Genomic DNA, 26,719 nt, shown 5'->3' with positions numbered 1-26,719 from the left:
TCAGGCTGGAGCCGGCGTTTTGGAGCCAAGGGGCGACATCGGGTTCGGCCTTACGGTGGACGATGGACTGGAAGCGGTCGACCAGGGTTCACGCTTCCGCCAGGGCTGGCGCGCTTCCCTCGATCGCAGCGACGGTGAACCCAGTATGGCAACAGCGCGTGAACATTGCTCCAACGCAGGCGCCGATTGTGTAGGAGGGATCGACTACAAAGCCCGAGCGACCGACGACCGCCATACAAGCGATGCCTCGAACACGCGATCCGCCGCTCCCTCGACGATCCCGTCCGCGACGATCCGCACCGTCCAATCGGTGATGTCCGCTACGGGCTGCGCGAAGGTCGTCAGATCGTACGACGCCCAACCGGCCTGTTCGATGTCGTCGAAGCCGATCACCCCGACTTCGTCCGGAATGCGGCGCCGGAAGCGGTGACGCACGGCGTCCATGACGCCGCAGGCCAGGAGGTCGGTCACGGCAAAGACGGCATCGGGCGGATCGTCGGAGGAGAACAGCGCCGTTCCCCCCTGAAGCCCGCTCTCGTAAGCCGTCGCGCCGCCCTCCCACACCGTGACATCTGCCCCAGCCTCCTTTGCGACGGCGATGAAGCACTCACGCCGAGCAATCAGGCTCGGAGTTCCGATGCCCGAGGTGACAAGGGCAAGGCGTTTGTATCCGGCGCGAAGGAAGAGGGTCGCAGCCGTCCGGGCAGCACGAGCGTTGTCGACCGAAAGGTTGACCGTGCCCGGCAAATGATCGTTCCGGTTGAGAAGAACGAGGCGCTGGCCGCTATCGAGGCAACTCTGCGCGATCGAGCGATAGGGCGTGCCGGAGAGAACGACCGTCGCGTCGGCGCGATAATTGAGTGTCTGGCGCAGGGCCCCTTCCACGTTGCCGGAGGCCCTGCCCGCATTCAGCACCATGACGACCTTGCCCGCCTCCTGGAGCGACCGCGAGAGGCTTTCGAGCAGTCGCGACAGATAGGGCGTGTGGATGTCCGCGACGACGAGACAGACGATCCCCGTCTGCTGGCGCATCAGCCCTCGCGCCAGATGGTTCACGTGATAGCCGAGTTCGGCCGCGGCCGCCTCGACCTTGGCGCGGGTATCGGGGGAGATGCTGGCACCCGGCGTGAAGGCGCGGGACACGGCGGAACGAGACACACCGGCAAGCCGCGCCACTTCCTGAGCACTTGCAAAGGCGGGTCCGTTCCCCGGGCTACGCGTCGTCTTGCTCAGAGCCCCGATCTCCATTGCATGGCCGTGCACCGGCTTTCGGCGCGACCATGGCACCGCAGTACGCGGTTGACAATCAGGGACTTCCAGTTGAGCTTGCACAGCAGTGCAACGACGATCACGATGCTGGGAGGCTCGACCATGCGCACCAAACTTCTCGTCACGACCATCCTGTTCGGCGCGCTGGCAGCCGCCCCATCCGCCCGTGCCGCCGGAACGCTGAATCTTGTCTGCGCCGCCGACGTGAAGTGGTGTGAGTTGATGGAACGAGAGTTCGAGGCGAGCCACGACATCGACGTCAACATGGTCCGCATGAGCTCCGGCGAGGCGTACGCGCGCCTGCGTGCCGAGGCCCGCAACCCGAAGACCGACATCTGGTGGGCGGGCACCGGCGACCCGCATCTGCAGGCGGCGGACGACAACCTGACGCTCGAATACAAATCGCCGGTTTTCGATCAGCTTCAGCCCTGGGCGCAGAAACAGGCGGAAGTCTCTGGTTACAAGACGGTCGGAGTCTATTCCGGTGCGCTCGGCTGGGGCTACAACACGCAGATCCTCGAGAAGAAGGGGCTTGAGTCGCCCGCCTGCTGGAAGGACCTCACCGACGCCAAGTACAAGGGCGAGATCCAGATCGCCAATCCGAACTCGTCCGGCACCGCCTACACGGCGCTCGCCACGCTCGTCCAGCTCATGGGCGAGGACGAGGCTTTCGCCTACCAGAAAGCGTTGAACGCCAACGTCACCCAGTACACGAAGTCCGGCTCTGCCCCGGTCAAGGCGGCGGCGCGCGGTGAGACGGGCATCGGCATCGTCTTCATGCACGACGCGGTCGCCATGACGAAGCAGGGCTTCCCGGTGAAGACCGTCGCGCCGTGCGAAGGCACCGGCTTCGAGGTGGGCTCGATGTCGATCGTCAAGGGCGCCAAGAACCTGGAGAACGCCAAGATCTTCTACGACTGGGCACTCTCGCCCGAGGTGCAGTCGAAGGCCGCCGAGGCCGACAGTTTCCAGTTGCCGTCCAACAAGAGCGCGACCGTGCCGCCCGAGGCGCCCAAGCTCGATGACATCAAGCTGATCGACTACGACTTCGCCAAGTACGGCAATGCGGAGACCCGCAAGGCGCTGCTCGAGCGCTGGGACCGCGAGATCGGCGCTTCCGCCAACTGATCCGGCTTCGGCGGGCACCGCGTTGGTGCCCGCCATCCCCAGCATCCCGGAGGATCTGTCGATGGATTCGCGCGTTCGCCGGCTCGACGGCGCCTTGGTTCTTGCTCTCGTCGCCTTCGCTGTCTTGCCCTGGTACGGGCTCGACGGCGGCCTCTGGACGCTCGGTTGGGTGGGAGACTGGCCGCTCTCGCCGAATGCGGCGCCAGGCCTTCTCCAGATCGGCCTGCGATCCGCCCTGTGGCTCGTGCCGCTGGGCATTGCGATCGCCGCGGCCGTGGTGCTGCGCTTCACGCCGCCCGGCGAACGGCGGGGCCAGCGGCTGGCGACCGTCGGCGGCATCGGTCTGACCTTCCTGATCATCGAAGGTCTGGCCGTCGGCTACGGCGGCTGGAACTGGAGCGGCTGGGAATCCCTGTTCGGCCCTTTGAACGACGGCCAGCCGCCGTTCGGCCTCGGCGCCTTCGCGCTGGCTCTGGCGTTCCTCCTGTTTCTGTCCTTCGGTCTGGCCGAACGTGGTCGGCTGCGCGGCGACGCGTTCGTGCTGTCGGCCATCGCGGTGGTGGTCGCGCTTGTCACCGCCTTCGTGCTTTATCCGCTGGCAAGCCTCTTTGCGGGCGCATTCCAAGCCCTCGACGGTTCGTTCGACGGGTCGAGCTTCCTGTCGAACATCCAGGATCCGTCGATCTGGTCGCTCGCGTGCGTCACAGGCGCCGGCAATTGCGGCCTCGCCTGGCGGACCGTGACGCTCGCGATCTGCACCGGGCTCGGCACGACGATCCTCGGCTTCGCCTTCGCCCTCGTGGCGACCCGCACTGCCTTTCCGTTCAAGCGACTGCTGCGCCTTCTCACCATCCTTCCCATCATCACGCCTCCCTTCGTGATCGGCCTGGCCCTGATCCTCCTGTTCGGCCGATCGGGCGTCATCACGCAAAGCATCCTCGCGCTGACTGGCCTCGACGGCGGGCGCTGGCTCTATGGCCTCCCCGGTATCTGGATCGCACAGATGCTGAGCTTCACCCCCATCGCCTTCATGGTGCTGATCGGCGTGATGGAGGGTATCAGCCCCGCGATGGAGGAGGCCGCGCAGACCATGCGGGCGAACCGATGGCGCACGTTCTGGACCGTCACGTTCCCCCTCATGCGACCCGGCCTCGCCAACGCCTTTCTCGTCGGCTTCATCGAGAGCATGGCCGACTTCGGCAATCCGCTGGTGCTCGGCGGCAGCCATGGCGTCCTGTCGACCGAGATCTTCTTCGCCGTCGTCGGCGCGCAGAACGATCCGGCCCGAGCCGCCGTCCTCGCCCTCGTCCTCCTCGGCTTCACCCTCTCCGCCTTCTTCCTCCAGCGCCTCTGGCTGCGCGGGCGCAGCTATACGACGGTTACCGGCAAGGGCGATTCCGGCCGCCATGCGCCCCTCGACCCGAAGCTGCGCGCCGTCGTGGTGAGTGCGGTCTCGATCTGGGTGTTCTTCACGCTCACCGTCTACGCGATGATCGTCGCCGGCAGCTTCGTTCGCACGCTCGGCCTCGACAATACGCTGACGCTCGAACACTACGCCAAGGCCTTCTCGGTCTCTGCCGGGGAACCGGGCCTGCGCTGGACGGGCGTCGCGTGGGACTCGTTCTGGACGACGATGGAGATCGCCCTGATCGCCGCGCCCCTCACGGCGCTCGTTGGTCTCTTGTCGGCCTATCTCCTGGTCCGCCAGAGGTTCGCCGGCCGCGAGCTGCTCGAGTTCGTGCTGATGCTCTCCTTCGCCATCCCAGGCACGGTGATCGGCGTGTCCTACGTCCTCGCCTTCAACCTGCCGCCGATGGAGATGACCGGCACCGCGCTGATCCTCGTGATCTGCTTCGTGTTCCGCAACATGCCGGTCGGCGTACGCGGCGGCATCGCAGCCATGAGCCAGCTCGACAAAAGCCTCGACGAGGCGTCGCTGACGCTGGGCGCCAACTCCTACACGACGCTCCGGCGGGTCGTGCTGCCCCTTCTGAAGCCCGCGATCGTGGCTGCGCTGGTGTATTCCTTCGTGCGCTCGATCACCTCCATCAGCGCCGTCATTTTCTTGGTCAGCGCACAGTACAACATGGCGACCTCCTACATCGTGGGCCTCACCGAGAACGGCGAATACGGCGTCGCCATCGCCTATTCCACCATGCTGATCGTGGTCATGATCTGCGTGATCGGACTGTTCCAGCTTGCGGTGGGCAGGCGCACGCTGCGGCGCGAGACCCGCAACGCCGCACCGGCCGCCGCAGCCCCGGCGACCGCCGTCACGCTTTCCAAGGAGTCGCCCGCATGAGCCAGCCCACCGCACGCAAGGGGTCCGTGCGCTTCGATGCCGTCGAGAAGCGCTTCGGATCTGTGATCGCGATCCGCTCGCTGTCCTTCGACATCGAGCCGGGAACCCTGGTGACGCTGCTTGGCCCCTCCGGCTGCGGCAAGACCACGACGCTGCGCATGCTGGCCGGCCTCGAGCAGCCGACGGCGGGGCGCATCCTCATCGGCGGGCGGGACGTCACCAACCTGCCAGCCAACGAGCGCGACGTCTCGATGGTGTTCCAGTCCTACGCCCTCTTCCCGCACATGACGGTGGGCGAGAACGTCGCCTACGGCCTGCGCTCGGGCGGCAGTTCCAAGCGCGACGCGCTCGAGCGGGGGAAGGACGGCCTGGCGCTCGTTGGTCTGGCGGGCTTTTCCGACCGTCTGCCGAGCGAACTGTCCGGCGGCCAGCAGCAGCGCGTGGCCGTGGCCCGCGCCCTGGTGCTGGAGCCTCAGGTGCTCCTCCTCGACGAGCCCCTGTCCAACCTCGACGCACGCCTGCGCCGCCATGTGCGCACCGAGATCCGCGAGCTTCAGCAACGCCTCGGCTTCACGGCCGTCTACGTCACGCACGACCAGGAAGAGGCGTTGGCCGTCTCCGATCGGATCGTCGTGATGCAGGCCGGCGAGATCGCGCAGGCGGGCACGCCGCGCGAACTCTACGAGACGCCGGCCTCCTCCTTCATCGCCGATTTCATCGGCGAGGCGAACGTCGTCCCCTGCGAGGTCGCAAGGCGCGCGGACGGCGGGCTGGAAGCCCGGCTCGGTGGCCTGCGCCATCCGATCCGAGCGCCGGCCGAGCGCGAAGGAGCCGCCAAGCTCGCGATCCGGCCCAACGCGATGACGATCGGTGAGCCCAGCCCCGACCGCCTGGACGGGCGCGTCGCCAGCGCCGCCTATCTCGGCGACCACATCGAATACGAGGTCGAGACGGCGCACGGCCGCCTCTTCGTCGTCGACACCGCGATCGAGAACGTGCGGGCCGTCGCCAGCGATATCGGCATCGGCCTGCATGAGCGCGGCGTCGCCCTGATCCCTGCCTGAGAGAGACCATGTCCGACACGATCGAACACTCCGACACCGCCGTTGCAACTCGCCAGATGCTGGCTGAAGCCATCGCCCGCGAGGGTGGACGCATCGCGCTTGGCTATTTCCGCGACCGCTCGCGCCTCACGATCGACCAGAAGACGAGCGGGCAGGACGTCGTCTCCATCGCCGACAAGGAGGTCGAGACCCTGTTGCGGGAACGGATCGCGGAACGCTTCCCCGACGACGGCTTGCTGGGTGAGGAATACGGCCTTCAGGAGGGTACATCCGGCTTTCGTTGGGTGATGGATCCGATCGACGGAACCAGCCCCTTCGTGTTCGGCATCCCCGCCTGGTGCGTATCGATCGCGATCATGCAGGGCGAGGCGATCGTCGCCGGCGTCATCTTTGCGCCGACCACCGACGAGCTCTATTCTGCGCGTCGTGGAGGCGGCGCGACAATGAACGGGCAGCCCATCCGGGTTTCCAGTGAGGCGACGCTCCAATCCGGCGTCCTTGGCCTCGGCGCCAATCACCGCATTCCCAGCCGGGTCGTCTCCGGCGTCGTCCGGCAACTGCTCGACGAAGGCGGTATGTTCATCCGCAACGGGTCCGGCGCCCTGATGATGGCCTACGTCGCGGCGGGGCGACTGGCGGCCTACTGGGAGCCCCACATGAACGCCTGGGATTGCTACGCAGGCTACGTCCTGATCGAGGAGGCGGGCGGCTGGATCATCGATCCGTCGAACTGGAGCAGCATGAACGCGGGCGGACCCGTGGTCGTGGGTTCGCCCGGCACCAGGGCGGACCTCCTGCGGATCGTCGAGGCGAACGCGGCCTGAACGGTCGTCGCATCCTGCCCCCATCGAACCCATACTCGGCGCAGCGTCCGTTTCGTCGCTTTGCCGAGCCTTCCCCATGGCATCGCTCCTCTTCGCCAAGCATTCCGAAGCGATCATCGATCCCGCGGTGCCGACCGAGCGCTGGCACTCAAGCGGCAAGGGCATCGAGCGGATGCGGTGGGCGATGGAGAGGGCCCGGATCGCCAACTATCCTCGCACCTCCAAATCCCTCGACCTGACGACCTTGCTTCCCAGATCCGCGTCGACGAGTTGGGAGATGGTTTCGACCAGGATCTCTGCGATTCGACTGTTGAACCAATCACGCCGCCATTGGGCAGCGCCTTTTCCAGCGCGTCCGGGAAGAGGTCGACTTCGGCAACGCGGCCATCGGCCCCTATTGCAGGGCGTCTTCGTAGGCCTTTGATCCTCGGGCGTATCGCGTCATTCCCGACGATTGCGGTTGTTCGACCATGCTTTCGCCCTTGCCTCCAGCCGCGTCGGGTGTGAATGACGCGAATCGAACAAGGTTCTGGCGGATCACAAGATGCGGTCGACGACGAAGCTCGTGGAGTTGGAAGCGCTCCGCGGCATCGCGGCCATCGTCGTTCTGATCCACCACTTCATGCTGGGATTTGCGCCCCGCCTGCACGGAATGACCTACGGCGATCAACCATATTCGCTGTTCGGCACGCCTGCCTTCGCATTCGTCAACGGATCGGCGGCGGTCATCGTCTTCTTTGTCCTGTCCGGCTTCGTTCTGTCGCTGCGGGTCCTGCGCACGGGCAGTGCGATCGACGCCTTGATAGCTGCAGCGAAACGGTGGCCGCGCTTGGCAGGCCCCGTGATGCTGACGAACGTCGTGGCAGGCGCGATGATGGCGGCCGGTCTGTTCCGGAACGTCGAGACCGCGCCGAGCGTGCCGTCCGTCTGGTTGGGGTGGTTCTACACTTGGCCGAGCATGGGATGGCGAGAAATCTCGTCGAGCCTTTGGGAGGGGGCGAGCACCTTCGTCACCGGTGACAGCTTCTACAATTCGAACCTGTGGACCATGGTCTACGAGTTCGTGGGAAGCTTCGTGGTCCTGGCGGTGGCTCTCCTGGTCTCGCGCCTTCCACGCTTGCGCTTTGCGGCACTCGGAGCCGTCTGGCTCGTCGTCTTCCTGTTGAGCCCCTATGTCAGCGCCTTCGTGGCCGGTGTCGCGCTGGCGCTCTGGTGGCGAGAATGTCCCCGTCGCGACTGGCGGCCCTGGCAGTCCTGGTTGGCCTTCGGCGTCGCTGTGCTGCTCGCGGGCTTCGATCGAAGCTTCGTCAGCGAGGAACCTTCTGGCATCTACGCTTGGCTCACGCCGCTTGCGTCGGGGAACATGCAGGGTTTTCGCGTCGTCCTCCATACGCTCGCTGCCGCGCTCCTTATCCTTCTGTTCCTTCGCTCGACGGCTGTCCGCCGTCACATGTCCGGTCGCGTGGGCTTCGCCCTCGGCTACCTGTCATTCGGCATCTATCTCAGCCAGGTCGTCGTCATATGCTCCGTCGCGAGCGTCGTCTTCTCGGGGACGGCAAGCTGGGGTCATGTGCCCCAGCTCGTCGCCACCTTCGCGGCGACGGCCTCGGCGACCCTGATCCTGGCCATTCCGGTCGCGGCATTTGATCACTGGTGGGTTCGCCGGGTCGGTGCGTGGACGGACAAGGCGATGTCGGCTCTGTCTCGAAGAGTGCCCGGGGCGAAAGCCTATGAGCCAGGACCGCCTTTCCCCGTATCGACGGATCGAGTTGATCGCGCGACGCGACGACCGACGATCGAGCCGGCGGCTCCGGGCTGAACGGCATCGTCGTCTCCTGAACGAAGGAGGCGACGATGCCGAACACGATCACCACCTGGGTCAGGATCTGTCCGAGCCCGACCGACCCGGCCACCGTGACAACGATGCGATCGGCCGACCGGACGGTGGCCCAGGCATCGGCAACGATCGGCCGACCAGCCCAATCAGGCACACCCCGTTGGCGCCCGCGGCTCCGGGCATTCCGGGCGGCATCCGAGGGGGATGAAAACGGGGTCACCCGCTGCGGGCGGCCCCATCTCTACACCGTGGCGACGGGCTTCAAGCCGCGGCGATCGCGTTCTCGATGTCGCTGCGGGTCTGGCCGGTCAGATCCTTCGAGATCTCGCCGACAAGCGCGTCCTTCAGCTTGACGTGGTAGTGCTTGCGCATCTCGCCCAGCGCGCGCGGCGCGGCGACGACGACGATCTTCGAGATCTTGCCCGCAACGGCCTGCTTGTTCAGGACGTCCACCACGCCGGCGACGAAGCCATCTTCGTCCTGCGTGTCGTCGTCCGGATTGGCCGAGCTGCTGGAGTGCCCCTGACCGCCACTCTTGTTGTCGGTATTGATGTCGCCGACGGGAAGAGCCGTCAGCTTCGGGGACGCCTCGTCGCCGCTATTCTGGAACAGGCTGAGCTTCTGTCCGTCGACCACAGCAACCGTCGCGCCCTTGGGAATGTGCATGGTGTTCTCCGTTCGCCGCAACGGATGATCCGCTGCCTATGGAGAAGCGCAACGCATGGCGGTGGGGAAGGCTCCGGCAACAGCGGAACCGGAGCGGCCCTTGCAGAACCCGCATGCGATGCTTCTTCCAGCCACCGGGCGGTCGGGGTCGACTGACGTCGCCCCCTTCCATCGGAGCCAAGCCTGCAACGCATTCCCTCACATCGGGGGCACGACGCCTTGGTTTCCGACCACCACGAAGGCCGTCGAAAGCGACCCGTCCGCCGCTTTGGTCGCCGGGACGAACACGGGCGCACCCGGCTTGAGATCAGCCGCCGTAGCCTCCGCGAATGTCACGACCGGGATGCCCTGCGGCAAGGTGATCTGCCTGGACCCCGTCGGATAGGTCAGGGTCAGCTCGCGGCCCGACACGCTCTCCACCGCGTTCGACACCGTGGCGTTGGTCATGGTGGAGTTGGGCTGGAGATCCCAGGGGAAACTACCCTCGTTTGCCCCCTTCATCACAGCGGGGAAGATCAGGACTTCCAGCGCGCCGGACTTGCCGCCCTCCGCAGGCAGCGTGGCCGCGCCCACGTAATCGCCGGCCTTGATGTCGCTGGCCAAGGCGGCCTTGACGCCGCGGATACCGACATCGGGCGCCATGGCGATCTTCACCACCGGCCCCTCCCGCGAGGTGACGGACAGTGTGCTGCCGTCGACAGCGGCGATGGTGCCGCGAACGCGCGACGGTTGCCCGTCCTGTGCGGCAGCCAGAGTGGTGGAAAGGGCCAGTGAGCCGAGAAGCAAGGCAGCGGTTCGGGCAAGGCGGCGCATGGATCGAAGCTTTCGCACGGGGGCACCTAAGGGCAGGCGTCCAACCTGGAACGGCAGGAGACCGCGCCAATTCCGGTGGATTCAAGGCCGGAAGCCCCATCGTGATCCGCTCGGAATGCCGAGAGGGCGACGGCACATCTCGTCGAAGCGGCAGATCGCCAGAAACGCGGTCAACCGAGCCCTCCCCATCAGGCGCCAGGTCGAGATCCATTGCAGGTGTGTTTGGCGTACCCCCTCGTTGTCAGATCGTCTGGCCGCGGGATATCCGGGCTCGGTCGCTCGAGCAGGTGCGGTAGCCATGCGAGAGCTTCATCGGCTCGAACGGGGTCTTTCGGCCCTTCGTTCAGCGGAAGATCGTTCGCGCGTCGGTTGTTCGACTCGGCATTCGAGGTCCCACGATGCCGAATCCGTTCGCTGCGCTCGTTGTCGGCGGCCCAGCCTGCGCTTGCCCGACCAATCCGCCACTCCACAGGCACCGTGACAGCAGATCGCTTCAATCGTGATGCACTGCGCCACACGAATGGTTTGGAACTCTATGGAACTGCGCCTGCCGACCTATTCCAGACTACGCACTTTCACTTGTCCCAACGAGTTTCCACAGGGGACAACACCAAACATTTTCAACGCGGTCGTTTGCGCGAGCATGTCGACTGCCCGAAGGTAACCACACAACCAGTTCCCGATGGACTTGCTTGGCGATAGAGGACATGGTGAACAAAACATAAAATAAGAGACTCGGTGGGGAGGACATGCAGACAAGACGACTTGACGAGTTCGAGGGATTGCGTGGCGTACTCGCCTGGTGGGTCGTTTTCGGACATGTCACCTTCGCGTTTTCCGATCGTGCGGGTCGCCTTACGCAGCATACGTCTGCGGTCAGCCTCTTCATCATCCTTTCCGGCTTCGTCATCGCGCACCTCCTCGTCAGCAAGAACGAGGGGTACAAGCCATTCATCGTCCGTCGATTCTTCCGCATCTTTCCAGCATACATCGCTGCCTTGCTTGCCGCATTCCTCATGCTTGGCATCCAGCGATCGGCGATCTTCAGCTCTCCGTTTTCTACGGATAGAAATCTGACGCGTATCGACCTCGTCGACGAGGCCTTGATGCATCCCGTTCAGCATCTTCTCGCTCACATCACGATGCTGCATGGACTTGTTCCGGAAACAATACGGAAGTCCTCGGATTATGCGATCCTCGGCCAAGCCTGGTCGATCAGCGTAGAGTGGCAATTCTACCTGATCGCGCCGTTTCTGATCCGGATGCTGTTCCGCGGCCCGTTGATGGCGGTTTCGACGGTTGTCATCATGCTGGGTCTGGCCGAATTCGCGACGGGAGACGGTCTGAAGCTGAATGACGCCTTCATGCTGAACCATCTGGCGTGGTTCCTCGTCGGCATCGGCTCGTTCTGGCTCTGGCATAACCAAGGGTTGCCGAAGCGGCGGCTGGTCGCCGCGGTCGCGGCGCTGTGTCTCCTGGCAGCGGGCCTGATATGGCGCGACGTGGGCGCGGTGTTATGGGCGCCGCTTCTGCTGATGCTGTGCGGCGTCAATCGGCGGCTGACGAGCGCGGGCCGCTCGATCCTCGGGAATCCGTTCCTCATGTGGCTCGGCCGGATCTCGTACTCGACATACCTTCTGCACATGATCGCGCTCTACGGCTGCATGTGGATCGCCGTTCGCCTTACCGACAGTCTCTCGGCCTATGCGCTCTTCGTGATCGCCGGCACGGTCTCATCGACGATCCTGATGAGCTACCTTTCGTTCCGCTTCATCGAAAAGCCCGGCATCCTGCTCGGCACCCGCATGGCGACCGGGCGCTTCGCGCAGAGATCCCAAGTGGATCGAAGGGAAGCGGACGGCACGCAAGCCGTTTGACGGACGTGCGAGGGCGGCGCACGCCGGCGGAGCGGCGAAACCACCGCCGACCCCTAAGCCGCGCGCGCCCCTCCGGAGGGCGCCACGCCGACATCCCCCTCGCCGGTGTCGCTCGCGCGGAATGCGTGACGGAGCCATCTTCCTGCCCATTTCCGGCATAGTTTGCCTCCGAACGACGTCGAGACACCGCATGACCCCTCCACCCCGCGCCAGATACCGTCTCACACGCCGGCAGGCCGGCGTGCTGTTCCTGTCCGGATGCGCGTCCGCCCTGGTGTCGGCGCCCCGCGCCATGGCCGCCGGTTCCGCTCCCGCACCGGTCGAGGAGGCTGACGTCCGGCGATCCACCGTCCTGCGCGACTTCCGGGATCTCCGCATCGATGGCACGACCTATCGGACGCAGACGGCGAACCGGTATCCGACCTATCGCAAACCGTGGGCGCTCACCCGGTTCGACGATGCGGACGAGTTTCGGTTCGAACTGCGCGACGGCGACGGATGGGCGGGCGACAAGGACGCCAAACCACCCCGCAACCGGGCCGAGATGCAGCAGCGCGGCGCCGCGCTACCGGCAAGCGGCGAGGCGATCTGGTTCACCGACACGATCGCGGTGGAGACCGACGATAAGCCCCGATCTCCCTGGACCATCGTCAATCAGCTCCATTCCGGCATCGCGCGCGTCAACCCGCTGCTTTTCACCCAGCTCATCGGGACGAAGCTGCTGATCCACACGAGCTTCGATCGCTCGGACGTCGCCAAGCCGGGACCCGGGACGCTGCGCTACGCCGATCAGGCCTTCGAGCGCAGACGCTACACCCGTCTCGTCTACCGGGTGGTGCTGGGCGATGGCACCGGCGAATTGACGATCTGGCGGGACGGCCGATCGATCGTCGACGAAACGGGATTGAGCATTGGCTTTCCCAACGACAAGCGCTGCACGCCCCACCTGAAATGGGGGCAGTATCGCCGCGCCGGCACGCAGACCTATGCCGTGCGCCATGCCAATGTCGAAGGAGCCACCCTCGCCTCTCTCGAGGCGCGCGTCCGCGATCCTCGGCCGCTGGCGAGCGATCCCCTCGTTGCCGCGCCCCGGCGTGTCCCGTCGTGAGTCCGACGCTCTTGCGGCGACGGTCGTTCCGATGATCGCAGGCTCGCCGCGGGCGGCGATGCGACGGGCCGTCGACCGAGTTCGGGGCGACTGCGCGACGACGTCCGCAGCCGGCCTGCCGATGGCGGTGGCATCCGCGCGGCAGGGTCGATAGAAGCCGTCCCCGAGCCCGCGCTCGGTGCGGTGAAGGGATCGTCGTGCCGACGAGCAGGAGCAGGACGCTGGATCGCGATCGAAGAGCAGTGTTGGTCGGCCTCGGCGCGACGGTGGCGGGCTCGATCGCCGTCCCGTTCACGAGCGGCGCGGGCCGCGCTTCGACGGCGGAAACTGGACACGCGCCGTCCCTGCTCTTCGGGCTCGTGGCGAAGACCACGGACGGCTCGGCCGGGCAGACCTATACCGGACCGGACTGGGACATCCCGCAATGGCATCGTGAGACGCTGGCAATGCCGCGAGCGCGCACGCAGATCGCGGGAGCGACCGGCCGGACCTATGTCGCCACGCCCGAGGACGTCGGCTTCCGCCTCGTGATGAGCGGCATCGACGGCGGCAAGCCTAGGGTCGCGGCCGCCTGGAACCCCGTGCCGGTGACCATCCTGCCTCTGGAGAATTTCGAGACGACCGCCGGCTGGACGGTCGCGGGACGCGCCGCCCTGTCGCTGGCGGGCGGCAAGCTCGTCGTCACGGAGACCGGCGGCCCGGGGCGCGCCCACAAGGCGATCGGCGTGCACGCACCGTCCGAATGGGGCGTGGTGACGATCCTGCAGGATCGCGGCAGCGATCCGGCGTTGAACCAGTCGAGCGGTCCGACGAACCTGTTCTCGACCGGCACGGACTTTTCGATCGCGATCGGCGGCGGCATCCGCTCGGGCCCTTCGGACGACGGATCGCTCGGGGTGCACAACAGTGCCCGCCATGTCAGCGAGGCTCCCGCGCTTGCGGCCATGAGGAGGCCGGTCGCCCTCAACCTGTCGACCGCCGCGTCCTTCAAGACGTCGAACTTCCGGACGGTTCGGCGGCATCTGCGCACGCTCGCCTGTTCGCAGGGCCGCGCCAAGGTGCTGCTCACCTGCGACGACGGCTTCGAAACGCAGCACGGCAAGACCGCCCGCCAGGCCGAGGCCGTGGACATGAGACTGTCGTTCTTCGTTCCCTGGCAGGTCGTGGACGGCACGATCCCGACGCGCGGTCGCATGTCCGTCGCCATGCTGCAGGACCTCCACGCGCGCGGCCATGCCGTCTGCCTCGACGGGACCGCGGACGACAACGCCATGAACGCGAGCAGCAACGGCTTTGCCCGCCGCCGCCCGGCTGACAACGTCGCCGAACTCGCAGCGGGCCGGGCCTGGCTGGAGAAGAACCGTCTCGTCGACGGCCCCGGCGGCGATGGCCGGGACGCGATCTGCTACCCCAACGGCTTCTACGAGGACCGGGAACCCGGCCCGTACTTCAAGGGCCGCCTGCCGGCGGCGCTGAAGGCGGCGGGGTTCAAGTTCGCCCGCACGACGCTTGCCGGAACCTACGCGACGCGGTTCGGCTTCGACGACGGCTGGCTGCAGTTTCCCGGTTGCTCGACGTCCCGCTTGAGCGCGGACGAGATGCGGAAGAACGTGAACCTTGCCATCCTTCGCGGCGCCGTCGCCTGCCTCTACTTCCACCGAACGGTGGACGAGGCGTTCGTGCCGTTCCTCAGGTGGCTGGCGCGCCAGCGCGACGCCGGCCTGGTCGATGTGGTCACGGTTCCCCAACTGATCGCCGCGGACCATGGATCGGGCTTTCCCGACTGACGCGCCCCATCGCCCCGCGTGGGGCGACGGGCCGCGGCTCGTCAGGCGAAGAGCACGTTCTCGTGCGTCAGGTTCGCCAGCGTCATGCGGTTGAGCGTCAGGTCGGCGTGATCGCCAAGGGTGATCACCACGTTTCCATCCACCTGCCGCGCGTCCGCCATCATGTCGGCGAAGCTCGAGAACAGGCCGCCCTCGAACTGCAGGATGTCGCCGCCCTTGGACAGGGCGCCGCCCTTGAAGTCGTTGATGACGTCGTGTCCCGACCCCGGTGCGAAGACGAACGTGTCGGTGCCGCCGTTGCCGGTGAAGACGTCGTCATGGGCGGTGGAGCGCAGGACGTCGTTGCCCCGGCTCCCGAGGAGCGCCGCCCCGTCCATCGTCCCGAGATTGCCGGCCAGGTCCTTCGCCGCGAAGGTGAAGGTGTGGGCCTTGTCGGGATCGGCAACGAGGTCCACCAGCCATTTCGCATAGGTCGTGTTCAGCGTGGCCTCGAGCTTGCCGTTGTCGTAGACGAGCACTTCCGACGGGGTTTCGCCGACGGTCCCGCGGAACTGCACGCCGCCCTCGCCGCCGGTCACCGCCATGCGCGTCAGGACCATGTCCGGCGCGGTCTGATCGACCACGATGTCGCGCAGCTGCGACATGCCGCTGACGTTGCCGGCGAGATCGCTGGCCTGCGCCGTGAAGCGATGGTTGCCCACCGCCAGATCCTTGGCGAGGTAGCTCCAGTGTCCGTCGGCGTCGGCCTGCGTCGTGCCGATCACCGCGCCGTTGTCGTGCACCGCGACGCTGGCGAAGGCCGTGGTCTTGCCGCTCACCGAGGCCTCGTTCAGCATGGTCGCCGACTTGGTGAAGGCGCCGTCCATCGTGGGGCGTGTGGGAGCCTGCGTGCTGATCGTGACCGATGCGGTCTGCGAAACGGTGCCCTTGTTGCCGGCCACATCCGTCTCGATGGCGCTGAAGTCGTGGCGGCCGTCCGCCAGCGATCGGGCGCCGAACGTCCAGGTTCCGTCCGCACCCGCCACGACAGAGCCCAGACTGCGCTCGCCGTCGAGAACCTGGATGCGCGAGCCGGCATCGGCCGTGCCCGAGAGCATCACGGTCCTGACGTTGGTGATGCCGTCGCCGACGACGCCGTTGTCGTCGTAGGAGAGGGTGAAATTCTTCGTGGTCGGCGCGATCGTATCGACGACCAGCTTGTCACTCGCCAGGGCCGGCGCGGTGCCGGGGACGAGGGCAAGGCCCGTCACCGCCGAACGCACGCCGACGCCCTCGCTGACGAGCTTGGTGACGCCGAGATCGGCATGGTCCTGGCCGGCCTCGACCTTATAGGTGAAGTAGAACGTGTCGCGTCCGTTCCCGAAGGCATAGCGGGCGATCGCCCCGTTGTTCAGCTCGATGCCGAGCCCATCGCCGACGACGCGGACCGCCTCGCTGAACTTCACTGCGATCGTCACCGTCTCGCCGGCCCGCACCGTGCCGTCGGACTTCTCGAACGTGTAGGACACGAGGGCCGGCGCTTCCGCCGGCTTCTCGGGCGCGATCACCGGGGGCTTATCCGGCAGCGTCGCGGAGGGCGTCCCGGGCGCGACCGTCGCAGGCTGCTCCGGCTGGGTCACAGCCGGCTTGTCGGGCGTCGTCTGCACCGGCTGGCCGCCGACCTGAACGGGGGCGGAGGCCGCGCCCGCCTTGCCGTCAACGTCCGACAGAAGCCACTGGACGTTGGCGGCCGTGAACTGCGTCGCCTTCACCTTGTCGAGCGTCGCAAGCAGGGTCCAGGAGCCGTCCGCACCCTTGGCCTCGACCCGCGTATCGCTCCCCGAGGCGACCGCGCGCAGATGGCCCGCCGCGATCGGGTTGGCAAAGCCCCAGCCGAGCCGGGCACCGAGCGCCGAGACGTCGATCAGGTCGCCGTTCGCGCCGGCCTGGAAGTCCGTGATGTGGTCGCCCCCTTCCGAGAGGGCGTTGTAGGCGAAGCGGTCGCGCCCGGCTCCGCCCGTCAGGATGTCGGCGCCGGCCCCGCCCCAGATGTAGTCGTTCCCGTCACCGCCATCGATCACGTCCTTGCCGAGACCGCCGAGCAGCTTGTCGTCCCGGACCGTGCCGATGAGGATGTCGTCGACACCCAGAATGCTTTCGACGATCTTCGTGGTCGCCATCGAGATCGCGGTCGGCGCGATCTTGTAGCCCTTGCCGAGGCTCTCGAAGGTGCTGTCGACGATCCTGTTGTCCTGGATCTTGCCGGAGATCATGACGCCGTAGTTCTTGATCTCGCGCAGCGTGACGTTCTCGATCAGCGTGTTGCGGCCATCGCCGACGCCGTATTCGAAGATCTGCAAACCGTACTGGGTGCCGGCACCGGCACTGTCCTTCACCGTGTTGCCGATGCCGCGCACGCTGGCGAGCATGCGGGAATCGAAGGCCAGCACGTCCTCGTAGAGGGTCGAGCGGGATTCCGAATGGGTGTCGTAGGCCGATCGCGCGGCGTCGTAGACGACCGCGTTGACGACCTGGAGGCCGATATTGGCGCCGTAGCGCGACGCGCTCGTGTCGTTGGCGGCCGTTCCGATCCCGTGCACCATCACGCCGTGGTCGGCATGCTCGACGAACAGGCCGTTGGCCTGGGTGTTGTAGGACATGCCGGAGTAGAGACCGGCATAGACGTTCTTGGCGTTGACGTTGGTGATCTCCGCATTGACGTTGTTGACGGTCTTCACCGCCGTTCCGCCGTCCTGCGCGATGATGTCGCTGACCTTGGCGTTCACGAGGCTGCGCAGCTGAATGAGATCGGCCGAGCTCGTGGCGGTCGTGAAGTCCCCCTGACCGCCCTTCAGCGTTCCATTCTTCAGCGAGAACTCCCCTTCCGAGAAGGTCATCGTGCGCACGTTGGTCTTGTAGAGATCCTGTTCGAGCATCGAACCGGCGAGCGTGACCTTGTCGCCATCGATGGAGACGACCTGCATGGCCTGGCCGAGACGCGTCGGCATGCCCTTGTCGGCCGCGTCGATATGGTCGCCGGGCAGCGCGTCGTCGGACACGACCTTGATCCAGCTCCCGATCTTGATGTCGCTCGGGATCTTGGAATAGGTGATCGTGGCATTGCCGCCGGCATCGACGCCCAGGGAACTGGTGGCTGTCAGTCCGCCTTCCTTGCCGTCGACATAGAAGATGGTGTTGCCCGGCGTGCCCTTGAGCGTCGCTCCGTTGAGGTCGATCGCCACGTTCTTGTCGGTCAGCGTCAGGGTGAACGCCTTGCCGACCTGGATCGTGGCGTCCTTGGGCAGGACGAGCGTGCCGCCCGAGAGCTTGAGCGCGTTCAGGGCGGACTGGATGTCGGCTTGCGTGGCGCCGGCTGCCAGCTGGATGGTCTGGGTCATGGTCGCTTCCGTTCCCGGTGCCGCCCTTGATCATGGGTCATCGCGGCGTATGGGAGGACGGTAACAGCGACGGCTTGAACCACTGTTGTGTTGCAAGGCGGCTTTTTATTCGATTTATACTGACAAAAAGTCGACGCCTCGCAAATAGTTAGGCGTCTCAAGCAAATTTGCATTCTATTTTGAAGTATATTTATTTAGAATTTTTGGCAGATTGCGCGTATCCACGCCGCGCCTCGCAGCGGGCGCCCCTGGGGCGCGCACCAACTCCATCCGTGGGCATCCCTCAATCCCCACGCTCTAGATTGCAGCCTCACCACGAGGCGTCGAGCGATCTCGCCACACGGCCGCATCCTGCGAAACCCGGGCCGGGAGCGGTGCCGCCGCGCCTATATGCATTGCAGCATGCAGAGAAATCGCCTACCGAACGGCATCCCGGCGCTTCTGAAAGGTCCCGTTGCGATGGCATCGTTGAACAAATTTCTGGGACTTCGTCGTCGGCTCGTCGATGCCAAAAGGTTCTGGTTCAACCGCGTCTGGGGAATGGACATCCACCCGACCGTGGAATTCTCGCTGAGCACGCGCTTCGACAAGACATTTCCGCGAGGAGTTCATGTCGGAGCCGAAACCTATATTGCCTTCGACGCGACCATCCTGTGCCACGACACGACGCGACTGATATGGGTCGACACGTACATTGGCCGCCGATGCTTCATCGGCGCGAAGAGCATCATCATGCCCGGCATCACGGTGGGCGACGAATGCATCGTCGGAGCCGGCAGCGTGGTCACCAAGGACGTGCCGGCACGCAGCATGGTGGCCGGCAATCCGGCGAGGATCATCCGTTCGGAGATCGAGGTCGGCCCTTACGGCCGCCTACGGTCCGCCCTCGATCGGAAGAAGGCGGCAACGGCCTGAAGCGCGATCGGAGAAACGGCCGCCGGACTGCGCGGCCGTTTCCTCGGCATGAGTCTTCGTTGGAAGGGGATGCCGCGGGCTGCCCGCGGGCACCGTCTTCTCAGATGAAACGGCTGAACGCCGAGACGTAGCGCTCGGCCTCGCGGTCCCAGTCGAACTGGGCGTCGGCCAGGGCCTTGGCGCGCATGCCGGCGGCATGGCGCAGCTCGAGATCCTCGACCAGGGGACGGGCGGCGGTGGCAAGGCCCGCGGGCGTCGCATCCCCGGCGTAGCGTCCCGCATCGCCGAGCAGGCGACGCGTCTCGGTCAGGTCGTAGGAAACGGACGGGATGCCGAGCGCCGAATACTCGAACACCTTGTTCATGCTGATCTTGTCGTTGTACTCGTTCACCGGGTCCGGAATGATGCCGATGTCGAACGTCGACAGGGCGGAGAGGAGCTCCTCGCCGCGCAGGTAGCCGGTGAAGGTGATCTGGTCGGAGACGCCGAGTTCGACGGCCAGCCGCTTGACCGATTCGAGCGCCGGACCGTCGCCGACGACGACCGCGCGGATGGACCGGAGACCGTGGTCCGACACCAGATGGTGCACGCAGCGCACGAGGTGATCGACGCCGTCCTGATCGGCGATGATGCCGACATAGCCGAGCACCGTCGCGGCGCCCGCGCGCAGCGCCTCGTTCGGGGCGACGCGGCGGATGCGGGCCTTGTCCGGCACGCTGTAGACCGTCACCACGTCCTCGGGCTTCTTGCCGCCGCGCGAGATGGCGAGGCTGCGATAGGTCTCGTTCGCCGAGATCACGAGGTCGGCCGTGCGGAACGTCATCTTCTCCGCAAGCAGGAGCAGCGAGTGGAAGAAGCCCTTGCGCTCGAACTTGGCGACGAAGAGTTCAGGGCAGACGTCGTGATGGTCGAAGACGAAGCGCTTGCCGAGAAGCTTGAAGGGTGCGGCGACCAGGAAGATCAGGTCCGGCGGATTGCAGGCCTGGATCACGTCGAAGCCGCGGCGCCGGCTGACCTTGAAGAGGAGGCGCATCTCGTGGAAGAGCGCCGCCGCGTATTCATAAAGGAAAGCGGCCTTGCCCGAGGCCTCCAGCGGCAGGTCGTGCCGGAAGATCTCGATGTCGTCGATCGTCTCGAAGGCGGCCGAGAACTGCTTGCTCTTCGGGCAGATCACCGAGACCGTCCAGCCGGCGTCACGAAGGGCGCAGGCCTCCTGCCACACGCGCCGGTCGAGCGGCACGGGAAGATTCTCGACGATGATCACGCAGGACGGCATCGCAGGCCCTCAAACTCTTCGGGGATGATCGGCTGCGCGGATCAGGTCCCGGCATCAGCTTCCAACGTATAGAGGACGCAGCTTTAGCTTGCTGCAGCGCACCAATCAAGGTTTCCCCCGCCGGCCCCAAGGACGACCGGCGCTATGGTGAAGATCGCCGCCCTGTCGAGGCAGTTCAGGCGTCACGACCGATCAGCGTCCTGCGACCGACGTCCGCCGGCGCCCGTTTCCGCCCCGGCCAAGGCTGATCGTCGTCGCGGCCGCCAGGTATGTGGCGAAGTAGGCCGCCATGCCCGGAATCTGGAGCGAGAAGTCGACGAGGCCGTGCAGGGTCACGAGGAGCACGGCGCCGAGCGCCAGAAGCGGGACGCCGCGCAGGCGCCGGCGATGGCGCAGGCCTCGCCCGAGATTGGCGAGGACATGGGCGTAGCCGAGGAAAAGCACGGGAACGAAGCCGATCCCCAGCCCGACGAGCCCTTCGAGATAGAAGTTGTGGGCGCGCAGGATGACGTCCATCGGCGCCCCGCACCCCGGAAGTCGATAGATGGGAAACACGGAGGCGAAGGTTCCGAACCCCGTGCCGAACCGCCAATTCTGCCCGAACGCGTCGAGCGCCGACCAATAGAGGCACAGCCGCGCCTCGTCGAAGCCGCGCGCGTCCATCCGCTGAAGGGTCAAGCCACCGAAGAGACCGGCGACCGCGAGGACGGCCAGCGCCACCGCACCGAAGGCGATAACGGCGCGCCAGGGAAAACCCGATCTCGAGCCGGACGCCGCCTCGGAGCGGGCGGAAAACCGCCTCCCGCTCAGGATCAGGAACGGCAGGACCGCGACGAAGGCGACCGCGGTGGACAGGACCGCGCCGCGCGACCGCGTCAGGAAAAGCGCCGCAAAGACGAGAACGACGGAGAGAACCAGGACCGGGAGCCGCCGGGAGCCCTGCCAAGGCCCAAGCGGACCGGTCGGCACCGATCCGGCATGACGTCCACCGCCCCTGTGCCGGGGAAGCATCGTGACCGCCAGGGTGATCAGGATCAGGCTCGCGATACCGAGGAACGTGCCGGCCGTGTTTCTGTTGACGAAGACGCCCGTGAGGCTGTCGAGATAGGCGGTCTTGTCCGTCAGAAGCAGTCTGCGGGGAAAGAAGGCGATCTGCGCGATGCCGAAGAGGGCGAACAGGACACCGAACGCCGCCAGCCAGGACAGAAGGCGCAAGGCCCCCTGGTCGCGTGGAAACAGGGCGAGCGCCGCGGCGTAGAACACGAACGGCGAGACGAGGAGAAGGGCCGCGTCGCGCGTTGCGGCCGGGTCGACGGAAATCGCGCCGCCGGCCGGCGAGACCAGTCTGGCAACGGTGCTCCACAGGGGATTGGCGACCGGATTGCCCGGAGCGCTCCAGGACTGAAGAAGGACGTAGGCGACAAGCCCTCCGGCCAACAGGAGTGCGAAGCGGAAGGAGCGAAGCGCCCTCGTCTCGCTCGGAGGGGAGAGAGCGCCGAGAAAGAGCGCCGAGCCGGCCAGGAGAAGCGTTCCGCTGAGGGCGACATAGGACACCGCCCCGCGCGTCGAGACGATCGCCACGAGCGCGGCCAGCAGGAACGCGCGCCCTACCAGCACCCGGATGGGCGTCCTGCGTTCCGGCCAGGTCTCGGCGTCGGCGCCACGACGCATCGTGCTGTCGGAGACGCGGGGCGCCACGGCATCAAGCGGCGCGCGGGAGGTCTGTGTTCCGGTCATGGCTGGTTCGAGGCGTCGCTTCCTGGCCCGAGCCGACCGAGACGCTCATCCTTTCCCGCGTTCCCGCGCTGCTTCAGGTCCGTATCAGGCGGTCGGCGTGAACCATCGACCGAACGCTCCTTAGCGTAAGGTGCCGCGCTTCAACAACAGGCTCGCCGCGTTCCACCAACGGCCGGACTAGAGCGACCACGGGGCGAGTCGAGAGGCGGCGGGCAAAACGGCATCCGCAAGCTGCCGTCAACGTTAATGAACTCGCTTCCTGCGGAGCGTCATCCGCGCTTTCTTATATTCATTATCCTGTGCTAGTCAGTAAATGAGTATGAGATGACTTGTCCCGCGTCGACGTCGAGGTTGGTTATGAAAACGTTCTGGGCTGGAGTGATGGGTCTGGCGCTGATCGCGCCAGCAAGCGGCGCCTTCGCGCAGGACGGCGCGGCGTCGCCGACCCAGACGCCGGCAGCCACGCAAGCCGGCGAGGTTCCCGACGCTTCGACGCCGCCGGACGCCGCCGCTCCGGGTCAGACGGTTCAGGCCGAAACCATTCCGGGCGAGCCCCAGCCGGCCGCGATCGACGAGACCGTGGCGGGTTGGGAAGGCCCCATTCCCGAGGCTCCGCCCGCCTTCCGCAACCGCCTGACCGCCAATGCCCTGGAAGCCTGGATGGCGCAGCCGCGCGTCCTTCTCGACAACAATCCGGCAGGCGGTCGCGCCATGTCCCAGTTCGTGCGCTCCCTGGTGGGGACGGACAATCGCACGGTCGCGATGCTGGTCGGCCTCGCCAAGCAAGCCGACGTGCGCGACGCCCAGATCGGTGCCACCGCCGAAGGCCTGGCGAGTGGCATGCGCGACGCGGAGAACGGCTCGCCGGAATATGCGGCCTACATCCAGTGGGCGGTTGCCCAGTCCGGTTCGCGCGAACTGATCGCGGCGTTCGAACGCGCCTCGGGCGCCGAAGAAGACCAGACGGCGTCGATCGGTGCCGCAGGCGCCGCGGGCGGCGGCGCGGCGGGCGGATCGCCCGGCAGCGGCTCGCTGTCGGGTACCGGCACCCCCGGCACGTCCGGTCCGGTCGGCGTGGACTCCACTGTCGCCCAGACGGGCGGCGGATCGGGTTCGCGCGGCGGCAACGGCAGCGTCGCCTTCAGCGAGGGCGACAGCCTGCTGGACGGCGCGTCCGGTCGCCTCGTGGTCTGCACCCTGGATGCCAGCACGACCGGATGCCAGGTCGTTTTCTGAGATAGATCGACCCTGCGGTGCCCTGGCGCCTTAATTTGGTCCCGGATTGGCGGAATTCGGGAGCACGACATCAGGAAGGGGCGGTTCGCGCTCCGGTCGGACGATGCGGGACGCGAACGGGGCGCCGGACAAGCCGGGCCTTTCTGCGTTTCGCACTCCCTTCGTCGCGCTTCGAAGGTCGTCCGATCGTCGTCGCCGGTCCGATGCCGCGATGCTCCGGCCCGACGGTGTCCGGTCATTTTCTGAAGGTGCGATGGCCCTCGAGGTCCTCGCGCCCGTCCAGAAGCCATTCTTGAGGCGTCATGCTGCACTATACCGAGATGACCGCACACGACACCGCCGCCTCCAAGGCTGCCAAGGGCGGCGCGAGCGAGTTCCTGAACGTCGAGCGCATCCTGGCGATGGTGCGGCGCCAGATGTGGGTGGTGATCGCGGCCGTCGCGGTCGGCATCGTCCTCGGCATCCTGTATCTCCTGACGGCGGTTCCGATCTACACGTCCTCCACCGACATCCTGATCGACAAGGGTCAGTCGAAGCTCGTCGACGAACTGGCCAGCGCCAGCGGCGTGTTCCAGGACGAGGCGGAGATGCTGAGCCAGGTCGAGCTCCTGAAGTCCCGTCAGATCGCCGGCAACGTGGTGGACGAGCTCAAGCTCGACGAGAACGATGCGTTCCTCGCCGGAACCCCGTCCATCCTCAGATCCGTGCGCGTGGCCGTCGGCGGGCTCATCGCCGCGGTTCGCTCCGAGCTTCCGGTCGAGCAGGCCGACGCGTCGGCGCAGCGCCGCGAGACGGCGATCAACATCCTGCAGAACAATCTCGACGTGCAGCGCGTCGGGCGGACCTATGTCCTGCGCCTCAGCTACGATTCTCCGGATCCGGTCCTGGCCAGCAGCATCGCGCGCGGCTTCGGCAGCGCCTATCTCGACGACCAGCTGCAGGCCAAGTACGCGGCCACCCGCCGCGCCAGCAGCTGGCTGCAGGACCGCATCGCAGAGTTGCGCCAGCAGTCCTACGATGCCGATCTCGCGGTCCAGAATTTCCGCAACGACAACGGGCTGCTCCTCACCGGCACCGGTCTCGTATCGCAGCAGCAGTTGAGCGAGATCAACACCCAGCTCACGGCCGCCCGCGCCCAGACGGCACAGTCCAAGGCCCAGCTCGACCAGATCGAGAAGATCATCCAGGACGGGCGCACGGACGCCCTGGTGAACGACGCCCTCCTCAGCAGCACGATCAACACCCTTCGCGGCAAGTATCTCGACGCCGCCCGGCGCGAGAGCGAGATCGCGGGCAAGCTCGGCCCCGACCATATCCAGGCGATCCGGCTGAAGACCGAGATGGCGGAATACGAACGCCTGATCTTCGGCGAGCTGCGCCGCATCGCCGAAAGCTATCGCAGCACCTACGAGGTGTCGCTGGAGCGGGAGCGCTCGCTCGAGACGAGCCTCACCGACGTCACGGCGGTCAACGCCGGCAACAACACGCTGCAGGTCCGCCTACGCGAACTCGAGCGCGAGTCCGAGGCCTACCGCGCGCTCTACGACGACTTCCTGCAGCGCTATCAGCAGACGGTGCAGCAGCAGTCCTTCCCGATCACCGATGCGCGCGTCATCACCGAACCCCAGGCCCCCGACAAGCCGAGCGCGCCGAAGAAGCCGCTGATCCTCGCGCTGTTCGCGTTCATGGGCGCTGCGGCCGGCGCGGGCATCGCCGGGTTCCGCGAGTACCGCGAGCGGTTCTTCCGGGTCGGCAGCCAGGTCCGCAGCGAACTCGACATGGAGTTCCTCGGCTTCATGCCCATCCTCACCCCCGAGGAGGCCAAGTCCGACGAGCAGAAGGCGGCTCCGTCCAAGCTGTGGCGCCCGGGTGCCCTGGCGACCTACGTCCGGCGGCATCCGATGTCATCCTTCGCCGAGACGCTGCGCAACATCAAGGTGGCGGCGGACCTCAGCATGCCCGACATCCCCTGCAAGGTGATCGGCGTGGTGTCCTGCGTTCCCGGCGAGGGCAAGTCGTCCGTGGCGGCCAGCTTCGGCAATCTCCTGGCACTTCAGGGCATGCGAACCCTGCTGATCGACGGAGACATCCGCAATCCCGGCCTGACGCGCGGTCTCGAAACCAAGCCCGAGCAGGGCCTCGTCCAGGCCGTGCTCGAACAGGCCGACGTCGAGGACGTGACGCTTCGGGACGATCCGATGCCGCTCGCCCTCGTGCCGACGGTCATGCGCAGCCGCATCACCAACACCAGCGATCTTCTGGCCTCGGCCAGCATGAGCCGCCTCCTCGCCCGCTTCCGCGGCCAGTACGACTACATCGTGGTCGATCTCCCGCCGGTCGGCCCCGTGGTTGACGCGAAGGCCTTCGCACAAAGGGTGGATGCCTTCGTCTTCGTGGTGGAGTGGGGCAAGACGTCGCGCCAGCTCGTGCGAAGCGCCATCGCCAGCAATCCCATCTTCCACAGCAAGTCGCTTGGCGTGATCCTCAACAAGGCCGATAGCAAGAAGATGCGGCTCTACCGGTCCTACGGGTCTCCGGAATACTACGCGTCCCGCTACGAATCCTACTATCGCGACTGACGATGCCGGGGCGCGGGGCGGACCGTGTGGCATGCCTTGCGGCGCTGGCCCTCCTGATGGCGAGCGGCGTCGCGCTGGTCGGCGCGCTCCGGGCGGAGCCCTGGCTCCGCTACGCGCTGCGCATCGAAACGGCCGCCGCTCCTTTGAATTTGCCGAGTGGGGTCCGCAACCGCCTGAGTGCGCGACTGGCCGAGCAGGACGTGACATCCTGCGACTGGGATCTGCCGGAAAGCCGTGTCACGGTTGCCATGGAGCTTCTGCGACGCAGCCGGGAGGACGCACCGGATTCGCCCAACCGGTCCGATGCGGAGGGCGCGGCCGGCAAGGCCGTGCACGAAGCCATCAGTTGCAACGCGGCCGATGCCAACCTCTGGTACCTCCTGGCTCTCCTGGAACAGCGATCCGGGACGGACTGGGGACGCGTCCAGGAGTTGCTTCTTCTCTCCGCGGCCTTGGCACCGCATGAAACGGACCTTCTGACGAAACGAGCGCGGCTGGTTTCCTGGCAGTTGGGGCGCGGGAGCGTCGCGCTGCCCCTGGACCTCGAGGCGGACCTGCGCCGGGCGATCGCGAGCGCACGGATCGAAGATGCGGCCGCGATCCTGGCCAGCCTGCGCAAGGGAGGCCGGCAGGCACTGGCGGACGATCTCGTTGCTGGCCTCTCCGACGAGCGCCTGCGAGCGCTGGAGACCGGCACGAGTTGGCGGCGCTCGACCTTCGGGCGTCCGGAACGCTACCGCACCTACGAGTACCGACCCTTTGGCGAACCGGCCCGATGATCCTCTCCCGCCTCGGGCACTGTCGCCCGCGATGGACCGATTATCCGGGTGAAGGGCCATTCGTGAAATCGAAAGCGTGGACGGCATAGGATCATGTCGCTCGCTCCGCTCCAAGAGATGGATCAGGGCAATTCGGACGGGGTAA

At 66.4% G+C, this 26,719-nt stretch carries 18 protein-coding genes; 12 read left to right on the top strand and 6 right to left on the bottom strand.

Translation table 11 applies throughout. The features are described 5' to 3' along the window. Nucleotides 1–204 precede the first annotated feature (204 nt). Nucleotides 205–1,248, bottom strand: a complete 1,044-nt coding sequence (locus tag AUL34_RS20715; protein WP_061938335.1) for a LacI family DNA-binding transcriptional regulator — start codon at nucleotides 1,246–1,248, stop codon at nucleotides 205–207. A gap of 123 nt (nucleotides 1,249–1,371) precedes the next feature. On the opposite strand from AUL34_RS20715, the gene AUL34_RS20710 reads away from it, so the two are divergent. From AUL34_RS20710 to AUL34_RS20690, 5 genes are all read left to right on the top strand, one after another. After that, nucleotides 1,372–2,397: an ABC transporter substrate-binding protein gene (locus AUL34_RS20710; protein ID WP_061938403.1), complete on the top strand. Its 1,026-nt coding sequence runs from the start codon at nucleotides 1,372–1,374 to the stop codon at nucleotides 2,395–2,397. A gap of 61 nt (nucleotides 2,398–2,458) precedes the next feature. Next, nucleotides 2,459–4,699 (top strand): iron ABC transporter permease, encoded by a 2,241-nt coding sequence (locus tag AUL34_RS20705; protein WP_061938333.1) that lies wholly within the window; start codon nucleotides 2,459–2,461, stop codon nucleotides 4,697–4,699. Next, a complete protein-coding gene (locus tag AUL34_RS20700) occupies nucleotides 4,696–5,763 on the top strand; it encodes an ABC transporter ATP-binding protein (protein ID WP_061938330.1) in 1,068 nt (355 codons plus the stop codon). The genes AUL34_RS20705 and AUL34_RS20700 overlap by 4 nt, the downstream gene beginning before the upstream one ends. A gap of 8 nt (nucleotides 5,764–5,771) precedes the next feature. After that, nucleotides 5,772–6,587, top strand: coding sequence for an inositol monophosphatase (locus tag AUL34_RS20695; protein ID WP_061938326.1), 816 nt, complete (start codon nucleotides 5,772–5,774; stop codon nucleotides 6,585–6,587). A gap of 544 nt (nucleotides 6,588–7,131) precedes the next feature. Beyond that, nucleotides 7,132–8,406 carry an acyltransferase gene (locus tag AUL34_RS20690; protein ID WP_061938322.1) on the top strand — a complete coding sequence of 425 codons (1,275 nt, stop codon included), beginning with the start codon at nucleotides 7,132–7,134 and terminating at the stop codon, nucleotides 8,404–8,406. A gap of 279 nt (nucleotides 8,407–8,685) precedes the next feature. Here the strand turns inward: AUL34_RS20690 and AUL34_RS20685 are convergent, their stop codons facing one another. Together AUL34_RS20685 and AUL34_RS20680 are read right to left on the bottom strand one after the other, a co-directional pair. Beyond that, nucleotides 8,686–9,090, bottom strand: a complete 405-nt coding sequence (locus AUL34_RS20685; RefSeq protein ID WP_061938319.1) for a host attachment protein — start codon at nucleotides 9,088–9,090, stop codon at nucleotides 8,686–8,688. Nucleotides 9,091–9,288: 198 nt separating this feature from the next. Continuing rightward, a complete protein-coding gene (locus AUL34_RS20680) occupies nucleotides 9,289–9,903 on the bottom strand; it encodes a hypothetical protein (RefSeq protein ID WP_061938316.1) in 615 nt (204 codons plus the stop codon). 749 nt (nucleotides 9,904–10,652) lie between these two features. Between AUL34_RS20680 and AUL34_RS20675 the strand changes: the two genes are divergently transcribed. From AUL34_RS20675 to AUL34_RS20665, 3 genes are all read left to right on the top strand, one after another. Next, a complete protein-coding gene (locus AUL34_RS20675; RefSeq protein ID WP_061938313.1) occupies nucleotides 10,653–11,780 on the top strand; it encodes an acyltransferase in 1,128 nt (375 codons plus the stop codon). Nucleotides 11,781–11,970: 190 nt separating this feature from the next. After that, a complete protein-coding gene (locus AUL34_RS20670) occupies nucleotides 11,971–12,888 on the top strand; it encodes a heparin lyase I family protein (protein WP_192845803.1) in 918 nt (305 codons plus the stop codon). A gap of 242 nt (nucleotides 12,889–13,130) precedes the next feature. Continuing rightward, nucleotides 13,131–14,675 (top strand): hypothetical protein, encoded by a 1,545-nt coding sequence (locus AUL34_RS20665; protein ID WP_192845802.1) that lies wholly within the window; start codon nucleotides 13,131–13,133, stop codon nucleotides 14,673–14,675. A 41-nt stretch (nucleotides 14,676–14,716) separates the two neighbouring features. Here AUL34_RS20665 and AUL34_RS20660 read toward each other — a convergent pair whose 3' ends face one another. Further along, complete coding sequence (locus AUL34_RS20660) at nucleotides 14,717–18,052, bottom strand: Ig-like domain-containing protein (protein ID WP_061938305.1); 3,336 nt, start codon at nucleotides 18,050–18,052, stop codon at nucleotides 14,717–14,719. A 459-nt stretch (nucleotides 18,053–18,511) separates the two neighbouring features. Between AUL34_RS20660 and AUL34_RS20655 the strand changes: the two genes are divergently transcribed. Next, a complete protein-coding gene (locus AUL34_RS20655; protein ID WP_061938302.1) occupies nucleotides 18,512–18,967 on the top strand; it encodes a DapH/DapD/GlmU-related protein in 456 nt (151 codons plus the stop codon). 100 nt (nucleotides 18,968–19,067) lie between these two features. On the opposite strand, the gene AUL34_RS20650 is transcribed toward AUL34_RS20655, so the two are convergent. Next, complete coding sequence (locus AUL34_RS20650; protein WP_082653551.1) at nucleotides 19,068–20,243, bottom strand: glycosyltransferase family 4 protein; 1,176 nt, start codon at nucleotides 20,241–20,243, stop codon at nucleotides 19,068–19,070. A gap of 192 nt (nucleotides 20,244–20,435) precedes the next feature. Continuing rightward, nucleotides 20,436–21,980: an O-antigen ligase gene (locus tag AUL34_RS20645; protein ID WP_061938300.1), complete on the bottom strand. Its 1,545-nt coding sequence runs from the start codon at nucleotides 21,978–21,980 to the stop codon at nucleotides 20,436–20,438. Between the two features lie 357 nt (nucleotides 21,981–22,337). Here AUL34_RS20645 and AUL34_RS20640 point away from each other — a divergent pair, with 357 nt between their 5' ends. From AUL34_RS20640 to AUL34_RS20630, 3 genes are all read left to right on the top strand, one after another. Then, a complete protein-coding gene (locus AUL34_RS20640; RefSeq protein WP_156421042.1) occupies nucleotides 22,338–23,216 on the top strand; it encodes a hypothetical protein in 879 nt (292 codons plus the stop codon). A gap of 302 nt (nucleotides 23,217–23,518) precedes the next feature. Beyond that, complete coding sequence (locus tag AUL34_RS20635) at nucleotides 23,519–25,795, top strand: polysaccharide biosynthesis tyrosine autokinase (RefSeq protein ID WP_244492665.1); 2,277 nt, start codon at nucleotides 23,519–23,521, stop codon at nucleotides 25,793–25,795. A gap of 26 nt (nucleotides 25,796–25,821) precedes the next feature. Continuing rightward, a complete protein-coding gene (locus AUL34_RS20630) occupies nucleotides 25,822–26,574 on the top strand; it encodes a hypothetical protein (RefSeq protein WP_156421041.1) in 753 nt (250 codons plus the stop codon). Nucleotides 26,575–26,719: the final 145 nt, after the last annotated feature.

Source organism: Aureimonas sp. AU22 (genome assembly GCF_001463745.1).
In the GTDB taxonomy this organism is placed as follows: Bacteria; Pseudomonadota; Alphaproteobacteria; order Rhizobiales; family Rhizobiaceae; genus Aureimonas.
This window is presented reverse-complemented; position numbering and strand designations above follow the sequence as displayed.

Bases quoted from the DNA above. Each gene is read 5' to 3' on its own strand.
- AUL34_RS20640 (WP_156421042.1), top strand. From the start codon at position 22,338: ATGAAAACGTTCTGGGCTGGAGTGATGGGTCTGGCGCTGATCGCGCCA.
- AUL34_RS20685 (WP_061938319.1), bottom strand. From the start codon at position 9,090: ATGCACATTCCCAAGGGCGCGACGGTTGCTGTGGTCGACGGACAGAAG.
- AUL34_RS20680 (WP_061938316.1), bottom strand. From the start codon at position 9,903: ATGCGCCGCCTTGCCCGAACCGCTGCCTTGCTTCTCGGCTCACTGGCC.
- AUL34_RS20715 (WP_061938335.1), bottom strand. From the start codon at position 1,248: ATGGAGATCGGGGCTCTGAGCAAGACGACGCGTAGCCCGGGGAACGGA.
- AUL34_RS20655 (WP_061938302.1), top strand. From the start codon at position 18,512: ATGGCATCGTTGAACAAATTTCTGGGACTTCGTCGTCGGCTCGTCGAT.
- AUL34_RS20690 (WP_061938322.1), top strand. From the start codon at position 7,132: ATGCGGTCGACGACGAAGCTCGTGGAGTTGGAAGCGCTCCGCGGCATC.
- AUL34_RS20635 (WP_244492665.1), top strand. From the start codon at position 23,519: ATGCTGCACTATACCGAGATGACCGCACACGACACCGCCGCCTCCAAG.
- AUL34_RS20645 (WP_061938300.1), bottom strand. From the start codon at position 21,980: ATGACCGGAACACAGACCTCCCGCGCGCCGCTTGATGCCGTGGCGCCC.
- AUL34_RS20660 (WP_061938305.1), bottom strand. From the start codon at position 18,052: ATGACCCAGACCATCCAGCTGGCAGCCGGCGCCACGCAAGCCGACATC.
- AUL34_RS20670 (WP_192845803.1), top strand. From the start codon at position 11,971: ATGACCCCTCCACCCCGCGCCAGATACCGTCTCACACGCCGGCAGGCC.
- AUL34_RS20695 (WP_061938326.1), top strand. From the start codon at position 5,772: ATGTCCGACACGATCGAACACTCCGACACCGCCGTTGCAACTCGCCAG.
- AUL34_RS20710 (WP_061938403.1), top strand. From the start codon at position 1,372: ATGCGCACCAAACTTCTCGTCACGACCATCCTGTTCGGCGCGCTGGCA.
- AUL34_RS20650 (WP_082653551.1), bottom strand. From the start codon at position 20,243: ATGCCGTCCTGCGTGATCATCGTCGAGAATCTTCCCGTGCCGCTCGAC.
- AUL34_RS20705 (WP_061938333.1), top strand. From the start codon at position 2,459: ATGGATTCGCGCGTTCGCCGGCTCGACGGCGCCTTGGTTCTTGCTCTC.
- AUL34_RS20700 (WP_061938330.1), top strand. From the start codon at position 4,696: ATGAGCCAGCCCACCGCACGCAAGGGGTCCGTGCGCTTCGATGCCGTC.
- AUL34_RS20675 (WP_061938313.1), top strand. From the start codon at position 10,653: ATGCAGACAAGACGACTTGACGAGTTCGAGGGATTGCGTGGCGTACTC.